The organism is Pseudomonas sp. PSB11, assembly GCF_014596605.1.
Taxonomy (GTDB): domain Bacteria; phylum Pseudomonadota; class Gammaproteobacteria; order Pseudomonadales; family Pseudomonadaceae; genus Aquipseudomonas; species Aquipseudomonas umsongensis.
In genome coordinates, this window is record NZ_NOIO01000005.1 from 29,599 (window position 1) to 46,436 (window position 16,838).

The 16,838-nt window shown below is 62.6% G+C and carries 13 protein-coding genes; 9 read left to right on the forward strand and 4 right to left on the reverse strand.

What is annotated here, in order from left to right; all coding sequences use genetic code 11:
- Positions 1-2: 2 nt before the first annotated feature.
- Together CGA21_RS08340 and CGA21_RS08345 are read right to left on the reverse strand one after the other, a co-directional pair.
- Positions 3-2,207, reverse strand: a complete 2,205-nt coding sequence (locus CGA21_RS08340) for a xanthine dehydrogenase family protein molybdopterin-binding subunit (protein ID WP_188263967.1) — start codon at positions 2,205-2,207, stop codon at positions 3-5.
- Positions 2,207-2,671 (reverse strand): (2Fe-2S)-binding protein, encoded by a 465-nt coding sequence (locus tag CGA21_RS08345; RefSeq protein ID WP_020801001.1) that lies wholly within the window; start codon positions 2,669-2,671, stop codon positions 2,207-2,209. The genes CGA21_RS08340 and CGA21_RS08345 overlap by 1 nt, the downstream gene beginning before the upstream one ends.
- 118 nt (positions 2,672-2,789) lie before the next feature.
- Here CGA21_RS08345 and CGA21_RS08350 point away from each other — a divergent pair, with 118 nt between their 5' ends.
- From CGA21_RS08350 to CGA21_RS08390, 9 genes are all read left to right on the forward strand, one after another.
- On the forward strand, positions 2,790-3,680 hold the full coding sequence (locus CGA21_RS08350) for a LysR substrate-binding domain-containing protein (protein WP_188263968.1): 891 nt from the start codon (positions 2,790-2,792) through the stop codon (positions 3,678-3,680).
- 311 nt (positions 3,681-3,991) lie between these two features.
- Positions 3,992-4,921, forward strand: coding sequence for an amidohydrolase family protein (locus CGA21_RS08355; RefSeq protein WP_110752037.1), 930 nt, complete (start codon positions 3,992-3,994; stop codon positions 4,919-4,921).
- A gap of 4 nt (positions 4,922-4,925) precedes the next feature.
- Positions 4,926-5,831: an amidohydrolase family protein gene (locus CGA21_RS08360; RefSeq protein ID WP_008059304.1), complete on the forward strand. Its 906-nt coding sequence runs from the start codon at positions 4,926-4,928 to the stop codon at positions 5,829-5,831.
- Positions 5,832-5,964: 133 nt separating this feature from the next.
- Positions 5,965-7,350 carry a UbiD family decarboxylase gene (locus CGA21_RS08365; RefSeq protein WP_188263969.1) on the forward strand — a complete coding sequence of 462 codons (1,386 nt, stop codon included), beginning with the start codon at positions 5,965-5,967 and terminating at the stop codon, positions 7,348-7,350.
- Positions 7,347-7,976, forward strand: coding sequence for a UbiX family flavin prenyltransferase (locus tag CGA21_RS08370; protein WP_110752034.1), 630 nt, complete (start codon positions 7,347-7,349; stop codon positions 7,974-7,976). Before CGA21_RS08365 ends, CGA21_RS08370 begins: the two co-directional genes overlap by 4 nt.
- 71 nt (positions 7,977-8,047) lie before the next feature.
- Positions 8,048-9,094 carry a CobW family GTP-binding protein gene (locus tag CGA21_RS08375; RefSeq protein ID WP_110752032.1) on the forward strand — a complete coding sequence of 349 codons (1,047 nt, stop codon included), beginning with the start codon at positions 8,048-8,050 and terminating at the stop codon, positions 9,092-9,094.
- 247 nt (positions 9,095-9,341) lie between these two features.
- On the forward strand, positions 9,342-10,703 hold the full coding sequence (locus tag CGA21_RS08380; protein WP_188263970.1) for a nucleobase:cation symporter-2 family protein: 1,362 nt from the start codon (positions 9,342-9,344) through the stop codon (positions 10,701-10,703).
- A 12-nt stretch (positions 10,704-10,715) separates the two neighbouring features.
- Positions 10,716-12,104, forward strand: a complete 1,389-nt coding sequence (locus CGA21_RS08385) for an amidohydrolase family protein (RefSeq protein ID WP_188263971.1) — start codon at positions 10,716-10,718, stop codon at positions 12,102-12,104.
- A gap of 131 nt (positions 12,105-12,235) precedes the next feature.
- On the forward strand, positions 12,236-13,381 hold the full coding sequence (locus CGA21_RS08390) for an XdhC family protein (RefSeq protein WP_188263972.1): 1,146 nt from the start codon (positions 12,236-12,238) through the stop codon (positions 13,379-13,381).
- A gap of 54 nt (positions 13,382-13,435) precedes the next feature.
- Here CGA21_RS08390 and CGA21_RS08395 read toward each other — a convergent pair whose 3' ends face one another.
- The gene (locus CGA21_RS08395) at positions 13,436-14,719 is read right to left on the reverse strand and encodes a Zn-dependent hydrolase (protein WP_110752024.1); all 1,284 of its coding nucleotides are present in this window, start codon (positions 14,717-14,719) and stop codon (positions 13,436-13,438) included.
- 135 nt (positions 14,720-14,854) lie between these two features.
- Positions 14,855-16,339, reverse strand: a complete 1,485-nt coding sequence (locus CGA21_RS08400; protein WP_110752022.1) for an NCS1 family nucleobase:cation symporter-1 — start codon at positions 16,337-16,339, stop codon at positions 14,855-14,857.
- Positions 16,340-16,838: the final 499 nt, after the last annotated feature.

Consider the following 16,838-nt stretch of genomic DNA (forward strand, 5'->3'; position numbering starts at 1 on the left):
AACTACCCCAGGTTCAAGGGCGTCGAGCGCTGGCGCACGCCGGTCAGGCTGAACAGGGCATTGGCGATGGCCGGGGCCACCGATGGGCTGCCCAGCTCGCCTACACCACCGGGCTTGCCCGGATCACCTTCGACCAGCAGGATGTCCAGCGCCGGCATGTCCGACATGCGCGCTACCCGGTAATCGTGGAAGTTGCTCTGCACCACCCTGCCCTGCCTGATGTCCAGGCGATCGAACAAGGCGTGCCCCAGGCCCCACATCAGGCCGCCGTAGATCTGTTCTTCGACGCCGCCGGGCGAAACGGCCAGACCGCAATCGACAACGCAGGTGAGCTTCTCGACCTTGACCGCGCCATCCTGTTTCGACACCCGTGCAACCACTGCGATAAAACTGCTGTAGCCCTGGTTGGTGGCGATCCCCAATGCCGTCCCTTCAGGCAGGGGCTGGCCCCAACCGGCGCGCTCGGCAGCGCTTTTGAGCACCGCAACGTGCCGTGGCCGATCCTGCATGTTGGCCAGGCGCATGGCCAACGGGTCTTGCCCTGCGCCATGGGCCAGCTCATCCATGAAGCTCTCCACGGCGAACACGTTGGGGATGAAGCTCACCGAGCGATACCAGCCGCTGGGCACCCGGGTTTCGTGCCTGACCCAGGTAAGGTCGAGGTTTGCCGGGCGATAGGCAAAATCCCACGCAGTGATGGCCTCGGTAGTGCTGTAGTCCATTTTATCGGGACGTTCGAAGTAGCCCGGTTCCCACTGCTCTGGCGAGGCGGGTGACACGGCCTCCAGCTGCAACGCCGTCAAGTGTCCCTGGGCGTCCAGCGCCCCCTTGGCCCGATGGAGCGTGGCCGGGTGCATGAACAACGAACGCATTTCGTCTTCACGGCTGTTCATCAGTTTTACCGGCACCCTGGTTTGCTGCGCCAGGTACGCCACTTCGAACAACCAGTACTTGGCTTCCCGCGCACCGAAGCTGCCGCCGGACACCAACTCATGGAGGGTGACCTTGTCCTGGGCGATCTGGCACACCGTTTGCGCCGCCTCCAGGGCCGAGGAAGGCACCTGCACGCCGCCCCACCAGGTGATGGCGTTGTCCTTGACCTGTGCAGTGATACAAATCGGCTCGAGCGGATTCTGCACCTTGTAGGGCATGCGGTACTCGGCTTCGAGCAGTTTCGCGGCGTTCGGCCATTGTCCGCTCACGTCCCCGGCAGCCATTGCACGGACCCGTTGTGCGCCCTTGTCTGCCAGCGCAGCTGCCTGGACCTTGTGCAGTTCATCGCTGTCGAAACCGGCCAGCGGCGAGTCGCTCCATTGCACCTCGAGCAACGCGCGGCCCTGATGCGCGGCCCAGTAATGATCCGCCAACACCGCCACGCCTTCGACGTTACCGCCGAGCACGTCGGGACGGCCCGGCACCTTGATCACCTTGCGCACCCCCGACACCTGCAGCGCCGCCGTGCTGTCCACCGATACAACACTCGCCCCGACCACGGGCGCGCGCTCAATCACCGCCACCAACATGCCCGGCAGCTCCACGTCGATACTGTATTTGAAGCGCCCGCAGACCTTGGCCTGGGCGTCGCGCTTGTGCCGCAGCTTGCCGATGTACTTGAACTGCGCCGGTTCCTTGAGCGTGACCTTGGCCGGTGCCGGCAGATGCGCGGCAACCACGGCCAGCTCACCGTAACCAAGGCTGCGCTGGCTCGCCGGATGCACGACGCGCCCCTCCTCTGTGGTACAGGTGTCGGCGCTGACTTTCCACTGCCTGGCGGCGGCGGTGAGTAGCAGCGTGCGCGCCGTCGCCCCGGCCATGCGCAGGCGCTCGTACTCCAGCGACACGCTGGTACTGCCGCCGGTGGAGAAGACCTTCCAGATCGGATGAATGTAGGTTTCGAAGAACGGATTTTCCGGCGAGATCACCTGCACAGTCATCGGGTTGACGTCCAGCTCCTCGGCCACGCACGCGGCCAGCGCGGTGTGCGTGCCAGTGCCGGAATCGTGCTTGTGCACCACCAGTTTCACCGTGCCGTCGGGCAGGATGCGCACCCAGGCATTGGGTTCGAAGTCACTGGCCGGTGCCGGGGCCATGGGGTCTGTCGCAGACAAGCCGCAGGGCAGGTAAAACGCGATGGCCAGGCCGCTGGCAGCGGTCGCGGTTTGCTTGAGAAACGTACGTCGCGAGAGATCCATCCGTGAAATCGACATCACGCCTCCTTCGGCGCGTTGGCTGCGCGCTTGATCGCTTTGTTGATCCGCCCGTAGGTGCCGCAGCGGCACAGGTTGCCGGACATGGCATTGCGGATCGAGTCGTCGCTCACTTCTGCACCGCTGCTGAGCAACGCGGCGGCGGACATGATCTGACCGGATTGACAGTAACCGCATTGCGGCACATCTTCGGCAACCCAGGCCAGTTGCAGCGGATGCTGCCCAGTGGGCGACAGGCCTTCGATGGTGGTGATCCGATGCCCCGCCACGGCGGCCACCGGCAATTGGCAGGACCGCACCGCGACACCGTCCAGATGCACAGTGCAGGCGCCGCACAGGCCCATGCCGCAACCGAACTTGGTGCCGGTGAGTTTCAAATGGTCACGCAGCACCCATAACAAGGGCATGGAGGGGGACGTCTCTACCAGCTCGCGTCGTTCGCCGTTTACCGTGAATTCGATCATTGTCAGGCTCCAAGAGAGCGGCCCGTCTTTGTGCAGGCCTGGTGCTCGATTATTGGAAGCCTGGTGAAAATCGGGCCAGCGACGATTTCTGCCATCCTGTGTAAGTAGGACTAACAGCATGTACAAGCGATACCCGTCGGTGCAGTCCATGAGTGCCTTTATCCAGGCCGCCCGCAGCGGCAGTTTCTCCAGCGCCGCGCGCAAACTGGACCTGACCCACAGCGCCATCAGCCAGCAGATCCGCTCCCTGGAAGACTTCATCGGTCAGCCGCTGTTCGTGCGCGAAGGGGGTGGCAGCAACCTGACCGACGCCGGGCAGTTGTTTGCCAGCGTGCTGTCCGACGGCCTGGCGCAAATCGACCGGGCGCTGTCTTCGGTGAAGAACCGCAGTGTGGCGCAGAGGCTGACGATCGACGTAGACAGCGAACTGGCCCAGAGCTGGCTCAATCCGCGCTTGCCACAGCTGTTGGACCTGTTGCCCGAGCATGAGGTGGTGTTGTTGTCGATGCCGCGCTCGGACCGCAGCACATTTGAACGCGTGGACCTGGCCCTGCGCTACGGTTATGGCGATTGGGACGACTGCGAGATGACGCAGATTTGCGGGGATCGGGTGATGGCGGTGGCGTCGCCCCGACTACTTGAGCGGCACGGTTTGCAGTTACCGCTGAGCCCGTCACAGATCCTCGAACTGCCGTTGCTGGGCTATACGCGACGCTCTTGGATTCCTTGGCTGGACGCGGCGGGCATGCCTCCCGTCGAGCCTGCGGCAAGGGTGGTGTTCGATAACGCGGCCAATCTGATCGCGGCGGCCGAGGCCGGGGTCGGCGCAGGATTGGTGCGCGGACTGCTGGCGGCGGATGCGTTGCGCAGCGGGCGTCTGGTGATGTTGAACGAGGCGCAGATTGCGGCGCATTACAACCTGTATGCGGTGTGGCCGCCGGGCCAGGCCGAGCGAGTGGCGCCGGTGGTTGAGGCGGTCAAGCAGTTGGCTTTGCGTACACAACACTGACGCCTTCGCGAGCAAGCCCGCTCCCACAGGAGTATGTATTTCAAATGTGGGAGCGGGCTTGCTCGCGAAGAGGCCAGTACATCCACCACTTATTCCCCCATATCGAACGCATATCAACCCCTCGCCCAATTAATATTGTACGAACCCTACCCCCCCTTCCAATACTCCTCCCCAAGCAGCCAGCGTTCCGAGCCGGATGCGACCAGGCGAGGGAATGCGCGAGTCTTTGCGCATAGAAATGGCCGATTGCCCGGACGTGGCTGCTAGCGAACCGCAAGGTTCCTTTCCCCGCTATCAGGAGATCGACTTCAATGATCATCGATATCAGTTGCTATCCCACCGATCTGGTGGACCTCGCCTGGAGGCATGACGGTGACCCGTTCACCGGCGAGCGTCTGCTGCAGATGATGGATGGCCCGTACATGGTCAACGGCAAACCTCGCCGCATCGACAAAGCCTTCATCCAGCCCCCGCAGGGCAACACCATCTACACCTGGACCGACGGTGAACTCAGCGGGCGCGAATCCATCGACGCCTACATGGCCTACACGCTGAAAATGGTCCAGACCTACCCGGATCGCTTCATCGGTTGCTTCGTCTACAACCCGCGCTGCGGCGTGGAGAACGGCGTCGAGGCCATCGAGCGCTACGTCAAGGAACACGGCTTCAAGATGGTCCAGATGCAGGCCAACATGCACGCCTACCGTCCCGACCGCGCCCTGGACTGGGTGCGCCCGGCCTTCGAGAAGTGTGCCGAGCTGGGCATCCCGGTCAAGCTGCACACCGGCGACGGGCCGTACAGCATCCCGTCGGAATGGGTGCCGATGATCAAGGAGTTTCCCAACGTCGATTTCATCATGGCTCACTTCGGCGTGCAGACCGGTGGCGTCTACGTGTTCGAACCGATGCAATGGGCGATGGAGTTGCCCAACGTCTACTGCGAATCGGGTTGGTGCCTGCAATCGCGGATCGTCGAGTTTGCCAAGGTCTTGCCCACCCACAAGATTCTCTTCGGTACCGATACGCCGCCGAACGAACCGGGCATGTGGCTGCGCCTGCTGGAAGTGCTGTGCCACGAACCGCCGCAAGGCCTGAACCTCGACGAAGACACCCTCGAAGCGTACCTGGGCAACAACACCGCACGGATGATCGGCCTCGAACCGACACCGCCGCCGCGCTCCGTTTCCGAAGCAGAGGCGCAACTCAAGCGTCCCGTCACCACGCAACTGGCCAGGAGCTGAACCGATGATCATCGATACCCATCTGCACCCCACCAACCTGGTCGACGAGGCCTGGCGCCACACCGGCGAACCCTTCACCGGCGAGCGCATGCTCAAGCTGATGGACGGCCCGTACATGATCAACGGCAAGCCGCGCCGCATCGACATGGGTTTCATCCAGCCACCGCCGGGCAACACCGGCTACCGCGACGGCAACCGCCGTGGCCGCGAGGGTGTGCGGGACTACATGTCCTACGTCGCCGAACTGTGCGTGAAATACCCCGACCGTTTCATCGGCAATTTCAACTTCAACCCGCGCTGGGGGCCGGAAAACGGTGCGGCGGAGCTGGAATTCCACATCAAGGAATACGGCTTCAAGATGCTCAAGCTGCACGCCAACATGCACGGTTATCGCCCGGACCGGGCGCTGGACTGGCTGCGTCCGGCAATGAAGGTGTGTGCCAAGTACAACATCGTGGTGCTGATCCACACCGGTGACGGCCCGTACACCATTCCAACCATGTTCTACCCGATCATCCGTGAGTTCCCGATGGTCAATTTCATCATTGGCCACTTCGGTATCCAGACCGGCGGCAACTACTCGTTCGAAGCGTTCTGGATGGCCATGGACACGCCGAACGTGTACTGCGAATCGGGCTGGTGCTTCCAGTCGCGGATTGTCGAGTTCGCCAAGGACCTGCCACGCAACAAGATCGTGTTCGGCACCGACTCGCCGCCGAACGAGCCGGGCATGTGGCTGCGCGAGCTTGAGGTGCTGTGCTCGCCCGCACCACAAGGCCTGGGCATCGACGAGGACCACCTTGAGGATTACCTGGGCAACAACATCGCCCGGTTGTGCGGCATCGAACCGACGCCGCCACCCAAGGACCTGGCCGAGGCGGACATTCGCCTGACCACGACGTATCTGTAACGCTGCCTCCCCTGTAGGAGCCGGCTTGCTGGCGATAGCGGTTTATCAGTCAACATCGTCGTTGAATGACCCGGCGCTATCGCCAGCAAGCCGGCTCCTACGGGGGACCGTAACGATTTTCCGAGGTGAAACCATGACCCTCTCGACGCTCGGCGATACCCAGGATTTTCATGTTTTTCTAGACGCCTATCGCCGGCAATACCCGGACGATGTGCTCACCGTCCAGCATTCCCTTTCAGCCGATCAGGACGTCACCGCCCTGGTCGATGCCCTGGCCAACCAGGGCCGCGATCCGCTGTTGATTTGCGAAAAAGTCGGCAACTTCGGCGTGCCAGTGGCCACCAACCTGTTTGCCTCCCGCACCCGTATCGCACGACTGTTCGGCGTTGCCCCGGCGCAACTGCACGAGACGTTCCAGCAACGCGCCAACAACCCCATCGCCCCGCGCTACGTGGAAAGCGGCCCGGTGCTGGACGAGATCTACGAAGGCGAAGCCGTGGACCTGGCGCTGTTGCCGATGCTCAAGCATTTCGCCAGTGATCGCGGTCCCTACATCACCAACGCGATCATCATTGCCGAGGACCCGCTCAGCGGCATCGCCAACATGAGCTACCACCGCTCGATGCGCCACGCCCGGCAGACCCTCGCCACCAGCCTGCACTCACGGGGCCATCTGTGGCGCATGCTGCAAACCGCCCGCGAGCGTGGCGAAGAATTGCGCGTGGCCATGGTGGTCGGCGCGCACCCTTTGTTCATGCTCGCGGCGGCCGCACGCTTGCCGTTCGGCAGCGATGAGCGCGCCGTGGCGGGCGGATTGTTCGGCGCGCCGCTGGAGCTGGTGAAGACCCCGCGCTACGGGATCGGCGTCCCGGCCAGCGCAGAATTTGTCCTCGAAGGTGCGATCGATCCCACGGCCTATGCCGAAGAAGGTCCGTTCGGTGAGTTCAGCGGTTACTCCTCGGATCGCTCGACCAACAATGTACTGCGGGTCGATACCCTGATGCGGCGCAAGGACGCCTGGCTGGTGGACGTGGTCGGCGGCCGCTACGCCGAACACCTGACCCTGGCGCGACTGCCCCGGGAAGCGGAGATGAGCGAAAAGCTCAAGGCGCGCTTCCCCGCCGTCACCGCGGTGCACTACCCGAATTCGGGCACCCATTTTCATTGCTACGTCGCGCTGGAGCAAAGCCGCGACGGCGAAGCGCGACAGATCATGCTGGCCCTGCTCGGCTGGGACCCGTACCTGAAGACCGTGATCGCGGTGGACAGCGACATCGATATCAGCGACGACAGTCAAGTGCTGTGGGCGCTGGCCACGCACTTCCAGCCGCACCAGGACATCTTCGTCATCGATGGCTTGCCTGGCAGCCCGCTGGACCCGTCATCGTCCGTCAACGGCACTACCTCGCGCATGGGCCTGGACGCTACCCGCGGCTCAGGCTTCGACGGGATCAAGGCGCAACTTGAACGGGATACGGTCGACCGCGCCCGCCAACTGCTCGCAGGCCTGCAATCATGAACCGCCAGCGCATGGTGGTCGGCATCAGCGGTGCGTCGGGTTTTATCTACGGCGTACGCCTGCTGCAATTGCTCGCCGAGCTGGACGTTGAAAGCCACCTGGTCATCAGCCGCGCCGCGCTGCTGACCATGGCCCACGAAACCGATTACAAACTGGCCGACGTCACGGCGCTGGCCAGCCATTACCACCGCGCCGATGACGTAGCGGCCGGCATCGCCAGCGGTTCGTTCCGCTGCCTGGGCATGGTGGTCGCGCCCTGTTCCATGCGCACCCTGGCGCAAATCGCCACCGGCACCTCTTCAGGGCTGATCGGGCGGGCCGCCGACGTCACGCTCAAGGAACGCCGCACGCTGGTGCTGATGGCCCGGGAAACCCCGCTGACCCTCGCCCACCTGCGCAACATGACGGCGGTCACCGAGATGGGCGGCATCATCGCCCCACCTGTTCCGGCCTTCTACGCCCGCCCGCAAGACCTGGCGCAAATGGTCGACCACAGCCTCGGCCGCGTCCTCGACCTGTTCGGCCTCGACGCCGGCACCGCAATGCGCTGGCGAGAACCCACAAACCCCTGTAGGAGCGAGCCTGCTCGCGAAAGCGGTGAATCAGCCGCCAACTTCGCTGATTGAAACGCCGCATTCGCGAGCAGGCTCGCTCCCACAGTTGAAAGCACTCCAATCAGTTATTCAAGGAGCCTCACATGAACACCCCCTTCAACGCCCCAAGCCCCAACACCAAAATCCCGGTGACCATCCTCACCGGCTTCCTCGGCGCCGGCAAAACCACCCTGCTCAACTACATCCTCAAGGAGAACCACGGCCGCAAGATCGCCGTGATCGAGAATGAGTTCGGTGAGGTCGGCATCGACGGCGACCTGGTGCTCAGTTCCGAAACCGAAGAAATCTACGAGATGGTCAACGGCTGCGTATGCTGCACCGCTGAGGTTCGCGAAGACCTGGTGCGCATCGTCCGTGAACTGGTAGCGCGCCCGGTGCGCCTCGATCACATCCTGATCGAGACCAGTGGCCTGGCCGACCCCTACCCGGTGGCCCAGAGCTTTTTCATCAATGACCCGATCGCCGATGAAGTGGAACTCGACGCCATTGTCACGATGGTCGATGCCAGGCACATCGCCCAGCACCTGGAAGACCTGCAACTCGACGGCGTGGACAACCAGGCCGTGGACCAGATCGTCTGTGCCGACCGCATCGTGATCAACAAGGTCGATCTGGTCAGTGAGGATGAAGTGGCGTCCCTGAGCGGCAAGATTCGGAACCTGAATGCTACGGCGGACCTGATGACCTCCAGCTACGCGGAAATCGACCTGTCGAAAATCCTTGGCATCGGTGCCTTCGAGTCCACGCAGAAACTCATGGAAATCGGTGCCGAGCACGATCACCACGCCGATGACCATCACTACGAACATGATGATCTCGACCATGACCATGATCCGAGCGTGTCGTCGGTGGGCATCACCGTGGACGGGGCGGTCAACCTGGGCGACTTCCATCGTTGGATCACACAGTTGCGCAACGAGCAGGCCGACAACCTGTATCGCATGAAGGGCGTGCTGGCGGTAGCCGATCAGGACCAGCGCTACGTGCTGCAAGGGGTGCACAGCCTCGTCGAGTTCCGTGCCTCCACCGCATGGGGCGCCGAACCGCGCTCCAGCAAGATTGTGTTCATCGGCCGCGACCTGGACCGCGCGGCCCTGAACCAGGGCTTTGCCGCCTGCCTGGCAGGCTGAAAAAAGGCATCGGAGCCGGTGGATGGCGGTTCCGGGCACATGAATGACTGATGCCCATTTTTCAGAACGACCCAAACCCTGTAGGAGCTGGCTTGCCAGCGATGACGGCTTAACAGTCACCCTCTTTGTCGACTGACAATCCGCTATCGCTGGCAAGCCAGCTCCTACAAGGAATTAGGTGCCGTTGAACGGGCATCAGAACGAATACCCCTCTGTACCGAATAACAACAGCTAGAGGTGATTCCCCATGTCGTCAGCCAATACCCCCGCAACACCCACCATCCACCCCGTCGACCGGGTTCTGCCGGTGCGGCAAATGCTCACTCTCGGCCTGCAACACATGGCCGTCTCGTACATCGGCGCCATTGCCGTGCCGTTGATTGTCGCCAGCGCCCTGAAAATGTCCCAGGCCGACACGGTGGTGCTGATCAGCACCACGCTGTTCTGCTCGGGCATCGCCACCCTGCTGCAAACCGTCGGTTTCTGGAAATTCGGCGTGCGCCTGCCAATTCTCCAGGGCGTGGCGTTCAGCAGCGTCGGGCCGGTAATCGCCATCGGCACCAACCCGGATGTCGGGTTCGCCGGGGTCTGCGGAGCGGTGATCGGCGCGGGGATTTTCACCATGCTGATCGCACCGTTCGTAGGTCGATTACGGCGCTTTTTTCCACCGGTGGTCACCGGTTGCATCGTCACCGTAATCGGCCTGCAGCTGTTTCCGATCGCCTATGAATGGGTCGGCGGCGGGCGGCATGCCACCGACTTCGGGGCGCCGACGTACCTGGCCGTCGCAGCGGTGGTGTTGCTCAGCATCCTGCTGGTCAACCGGTACGGCAGCCCGATGCTGCGCAACATGGCGGTGCTGGTGGGCATGCTGGTGGGCGCGGCGCTGGCTTACGGGCTGGGCATGGGCAGTTTTCACAGCGTGCAGGAGTCGCCGTGGCTCACCGTGCCCTACCCGTTCTACTTCGGCCTGCCGACCTTCAGCCTGATCCCCATCGCCACCATGGTGGTGGTGATGATCGTGCAGATGGTCGAATCGATGGGGCTGTTCGTGGCCATCGGCGACATCGTCGACAAACCAGTGGAGGAGAAACAGGTGATCAACGGCCTGCGCGCCAATGGGCTGGCGAGCACCATCGCCGGAATGTTCGCGGCGTTTCCGTTCATTGCCTTCATGGAGAACGTCGGGCTGGTGATCCTCACCGGTGTGCGCAGTCGCTGGGTGGTCGCCATCAGCGGCCTGCTCATGTGCTCGGTGGCGCTGGTGCCCAAGGCCGGGGCGATCATTGCCTCAATGCCGACTGCGGCGCTCGGCGGTGCCGGGATCGCCATGTTCGGCGTGGTCGCGGCAGCAGGGATCCAGACCCTGGCCAAGGTCGATTACGAGCGTAATCGCTACAACGTGCTGATCGTCGGCTTCACCCTCGCCGCCGCCCTCGTGCCGGTGCTGGCCCCGGCCCTGTTCAAGCAATTGCCCGAGTGGTCGCAGCCTTTCCTGCACAGCAGCGTGGTGATCGCCTGCCTGGTGTCGGTGTTGCTCAACGCCACCCTCAACGGCGTCAGCGTGCCTGATGCCGCCGCCAGCAAATCCGCCACCCACAGCCTCTGACTGGAGCCGACCATGACTCAACTGCAAAACATCCTGATCAAGAACCCGCAGGCAGTAATGACCGGCCTGCGTGGCCCGCGCGCCCGGGCCGGCGCCGTGGACATCCGCGTCGTCAACGGGCGCATCGCCGAAATGGCCGAAGGCCTTCAAGTGCAACCCGGCGAACGGCTGATCGATGCGCGCCACGCGGTGGTGTATCCGGGCTGGATCAACACCCACCATCACCTGTTCCAGAACTTGCTCAAGGCCGTCCCTGAAGGACTGAACCAGGACCTGCAAGGCTGGCTGGCCAGCGTGCCTTACCCGCGTCTGAATCGCTTCACGCCGCAACTGGCGCGGATCGCCGCACAACTGGGCATGGCCGAACTGCTGCTGTCGGGGGTGACGACCTGCGCCGATCACCATTACCTCTACCATGCCAACGGCACCACCGAGACCGGTGACCTGCTGTTCGATATGGCCGATCAGTTCGGCCTGCGTTTCGTTTTGTGCCGGGGCGGCGCGCTGGAGTCGGCCAGCGCCCACCCGGGGTTCTCGAAAACCGCGCTGCAACCGGAAACCCTCGACCAGATGGTCGGTGACATCGAACGACTGAAATCCCGCTATCACCAGGACACCCCGGACGCCATGCGCCGGGTCGTGGTCGCGCCGACCACCCCGACTTTTTCGTTGCCGCCGACACTGCTGCGCGAACTGGCCCACACCGCCCGCGGCCTCGGTTTGCGCCTGCACACGCACCTGTCTGAAACACAGAATTACGTGAATTTCTGCCGTGAAAAATACAACTGTCTGCCGGTGGAGTTCGTCGCCGAACACGAATGGCTCGGCCCGGACGTGTGGTTCGCCCATGCGGTGCACATGCAGCCCGGTGAAATCCGCATGCTCGCGCAAACCGGCACCGGCATTGCCCATTGCCCGGTGAGCAATGCACGCCTGGGTAGCGGCGTCGCGCCGGTGCCGCAGATGTTCGAGGCCGGGGTGCCGATCTCCCTTGGGGTGGATGGCGTGGCCTCCAACGAATCCGGCAGCATGGTCGGCGAAGCGAACACCGCGTGGCTGATTCACCGGGCGCAGCAAGGCGCCTCGGCCACCACCGCCGAAGACGTCATTCACTGGGGCACGGCCGGGGGTGCGCAGGTGCTGGGGCTGGGGGCGGTTGGCACCCTGGAAATCGGCCAGGCGGCGGACCTGGTGCTCTACGGTCTCGACCATCCGCGGTTCTTCGGTTTCCACGACATTGCGGTCGCGCCAGTGGTGGCGGGTGAGCCGATCGCAGTGAAGTACAGCCTGGTCGGCGGTCGGGTGGTGGTCGATAACGGCGTGATTGCGGGGCTGGATGTGCAGCGGATGCGGGCCGAGGCGTGGGATGGGGTGCGGCAGTTGATGAACATCGACGACTGATCCACCACCCCGCATTCCTGTAGGAGCTGCCGCAGGCTGCGATCTTTTGATCTAGATCTTAAAGCAAAGTCAAAAGATCGCAGCCTGCGGCAGCTCCTACAGGGTCTCCTTCGTATTCAGGAACTGATTCCATGTCCGGCCTCAATGAACTCTTGCAAGCCATCGACACCGCCGCCCGCCAGGGCGAAGAAACTATCCTCGCCACCGTGGTCAAGGTGGAAGGCTCGGCCTACCGCCGTCCCGGTGCGCGGATGCTCATCCCCATACACGGCCGCACCGTTGGCACCGTCAGCGGCGGCTGCCTGGAGCAGGACCTGGCGAAAAAAGCCTGGTGGCTCACAGACTCCGGTGAACCGGTGGTGCGCCGCTACAGCACGGGCGCCACCGAGGACGAGGACGACGAGCAAAGCGCCCTGACCTTTGGCCTGGGTTGCAACGGCACGGTATTCGTCATGCTCGAACGCCTTCGGGCAAAGTCGCCTGCGCCAGCCATCGATCTGCTGCGACGGGTGCGCGACAGTCAACTACCGGCCGCCATGGCCACCGTGATTGCCAGCTCTCGCGATGCATCTGCACGGGTGGGTGACCGTTTGCTGTCGGATACCGAGGGCAGCCTGCGCAACCTGCAACTGAACAGTGCCATGCGCCGTGGTCTGCACAAGACCCTGATGCAGAAGAAGTCTTCGATACGCCTCTACAGCAACGCCCGTGGTGAAGTCGAAGTATTTTTCGAGTACATCGCCCCGCCACCCCGCCTGGTGATTATCGGCGCCGGCCACGACGCACAGCCGCTGGTGCGCATGGCCAAGTTGCTGGACTGGCACGTCAGTGTGATCGACAGCCGCAGCCACTTCGCCCGCGCCGAACGGTTCCCGCAAGCCGACGCAGTTATCCTCGCCAGCCTCGACAACCCGTTCGACCTGGCCCCGCTGATCGATGGCGCCGCCGTCGCGGTAATGACCCACAGCTACCGCCAGGACCGCCATTGGCTCGGGCTGGCGCTGCAAGCCGCGCCCGCCTACATCGGCCAACTCGGTCCCAAAGAACGTACCGAACGCCTGCTGGCGCAAATCGGCACCAGCACGTCTGCACTGTACTACCCGATGGGCCTCGACCTGGGTGGCGATGCGCCGCAAAGCGTGGCGCTGGCAATACTCGCCGAAATGACGGCGGTGATGAACCAACGCCAAGGCGGGATGCTCAGGCATCGGGGCAAACCGATTCATCATGCGGATCTTGTGGTCAGTGAAAAGCTCGAAAATACGGCAACCGTTTGAAGATCAAACAATCGCAGCCTGCAGGAACTGCCGCAGGCTGCGATCTATTGCATCTCAGGCAGCCGGAGCCCCCTTTGCCACCGCCGCCGAAGCCGCCAGCATCGCCCGCAACAGCACCGCACACCCGGCCGCCAGGTCATCCGGCGCGGCATTTTCGATTTCGTTGTGGCTGATACCTCCTTCGCATGGCACGAATATCATCCCGGCCGGCCCGAGTTCGGCAAGGAAGATCGCGTCGTGCCCGGCGCCGCTGACGATGTCCATGTGCGACAGACCCAGCCCTTGGGCCGCGCCGCGCACCGCTTCGACGCAGCCCTTGTCGAAGTACAACGGTGGGAAGTCGGCGGTGGGTATCAGCTCATAGGTCAGGCCGTGTTCGTCGCAAGTGGTTTCTATGACTTCACGCACTTCGGCGATCATCGAGTCCAGTCGCGACGGCTCCAGGTGACGGAAGTCCAGGGTCATGCGCACCTCGCCCGGGATGACGTTGCGCGAGCCGGGGTAGGCTTGCAGGCAACCGACGGTGCCACAGGCATGGGGCTGGTGACCGAGGGCCGCGCGGTTGACCGCACCGACAATCACTGCCGCGCCGACCAGGGCGTCCTTGCGCAGGTGCATCGGCGTTGGGCCGGCGTGGGCCTCGACGCCACGCAGTTTCAGGTCGAACCATTTCTGTCCGAGGGCGCCCATGACCACGCCGATGGTTTTGCGTTCGTCTTCGAGAATCGGACCTTGTTCGATGTGGGCCTCGAAATAGGCGCCCACCGCGTGGCCGCTGACCCTGCGAGTTCCCGCGTAGCCAATGGCATTAAGCGCTTCGCCTACCGTCACGCCCTCGGCATCGACCTTGGCCAGGGTTTCTTCCAGGGTGAACTTCTCGGCGAATACGCCGGAGCCCATCATGCACGGCGCAAAGCGCGAGCCTTCTTCGTTGGTCCACACCACCACTTCCAGCGGCGCTTCGGTTTCGATGCCCAGGTCATTGAGGGTACGCAGCACTTCCACGCCGGCGAGCACGCCGAAACAGCCATCGAACTTGCCCCCCGTGGGCTGGGTGTCGATGTGACTGCCGGTCATCACCGGTGGCAGGTCCGGGTTGCGCCCCGGGCGACGGGCGAAAATATTGCCGACGGCGTCGATACTGACGGTGCAACCGGCGTCCTCGCACCACCTTACGAACGTATCGCGGGCCTGGCGGTCGAGGTCGGTCAGGGCCAGGCGACAGACGCCACCCTTGACCGTGGCGCCGAGCTTGGCCAGCTCCATGAGCGACTGCCACAGACGGTCGCGGTTGATGTGCTGATGGGTGGACTGCAGAACGTCTACGGCTGCGTTCATGGGGATCTCCTGAGGCTGTATGGATCTGATAGTTCCCACGCTCCGCGTGGGAATTCATCCATGGACGCTCTGCGTCCAGGCTTGGGACGCAGAGCGTCCCGGGCTGCATTCCCACGCAGAGCGCGGGAACGATCATTACAGGGTTGACTTGGCAACCACGGGGCTCGGGCGCATCGCGCATAGCCCGTAATAAATCACCCCACCCAGGGCCGAGCCGGTAAACCAGCCATAGCTGTAGAACCAGCTGAACACGTCACTGCCCAAGGACAGCAGCGTCAACACCACCGGCACCCCGAAGGCTAGAAAACCGTTCCAGTTCCATGCCGGATACACGTCGTCGCGGTACAGCCCGGCCAAATCCAGCTGCTGTTTCTTGATCAGGAAATAGTCCACCACCATGATCCCGGCAATCGGCCCCAGCAGGCTGGAATAGCCGAGCAACCAGTTGGAATAGACCGTTTCCAGGCTGAGGTCGGAAACGATCAGGCCGAGCTTTTTCAGCAGTTCATGGGCCATCAGCGCCAGCCCGACCAGCCCGGTGAGCATGACCGCCTTGGTCCGGTTGATCGCCTTGGGGGCGATGTTCTGGAAATCGTTGGTGGGCGACACGATGTTGGCTGCGGTGTTGGTCGACAGCGTAGCGATGATGATCAGCGCCATGGCCAGCGCCACCCACACCGGGCTTTGGATATGGCCGATCAGGGTCACCGGGTCGGACACCGTCACACCCACCAGCTTCACCGAGGCGGCGGTCATCACCACGCCCAGGGAAGCAAACAGGAACATGGTCAGTGGCAGGCCAATGATCTGCCCGACAATCTGGTCTTTCTGGCTTTTCGCGTAGCGGCTGAAGTCGGGTATGTTCAGCGACAGCGTGGCCCAGAAGCCGACCATCGCGGTCAGCCCCGCCGCAAAGTAACTGGCCACGCCCGCGCCTTCGGGTCGCTTGGCCGGGATCGCCAGCAGCTCGGACATCGATACATTGGGCATGGCCCACACCAACAACCCCACCCCCACCAGCACCAACAGCGGTGCCGAGAGGGTTTCCAGCCATTTGATCGACTCGGCGCCGCGAATCACCACCCACAGGTTCAGCGCCCAGAACACCATGAAGCCGATGACCTCGCCAGTGCCGCCAAGGGATTTCCAGCCCTCGAACACCGAACCGAGGAACAGATGGATTGCCAGGCCGCCGAACATCGTCTGGATGCCGAACCAGCCACACGCCACCAGGGCGCGGATCAGACACGGGATGTTGGAGCCGAAGATGCCGAAGGACGAACGCAGCAACACCGGAAACGGGATGCCGTACTTGGTGCCGGGAAACGCGTTGAGCGTAAGCGGGATCAATACGATGATGTTGGCGAACAGAATCGCCAGCAGCGCTTCACCGACGCTCAGGCCGAAGTACGCCGTCAGCACTCCGCCCAGGGTATAGGTCGGCACGCATATCGCCATGCCCACCCACAATGCCGTGATGTGCCATTTGTTCCAGGTTCGTTCGTGCACCTTGGTCGGTGCGATGTCGTGGTTGTAACGGGGACTGTCGAGGACATCGCTACCGGCTTCCAGCTCGAACAAGCCGTCGCGCTCGTTCACTTGCGATCTGATCTGTTGCATGGCCGCTCCACTGATCTTTGAATTATTTTTGCTCATCAGGGGCTGGCGGCTTCAATAAACGTGCCGGTTGCCCCGCATGCGCATCGGGCAGTTCCATAAACACTCTGTAAACAACTGATGTTTATCAGTTTTACTGGATCAACCAGGTAACCCTCGGCGACTTGTCACGCCACTGGGAACGATCTGCGCCAATGTCCGAACAGTCAGGACTCAATCTGGTGCATCGATATTTTTCTCACAGTCGCGCATCAACCATAGACCATCCTCAAACGGCTGATTTCACATAAGAAATCTTGACCATATTTAGATCCTGTCAAGTGCGTCAAAATGGTGAGCGGCCTCACCATTTTGGTGAAAATAGGATGTTTACTTTATTTATCAAATAGTTAAAACAGTCATAAGCTTATAAAAAATATTCTTGCTCATTCCCATAACTCAGACTAGCTTTTAATCCTGACAGCGATGACAGGAATAATCCGGTTAACGCTGGCGTCATATA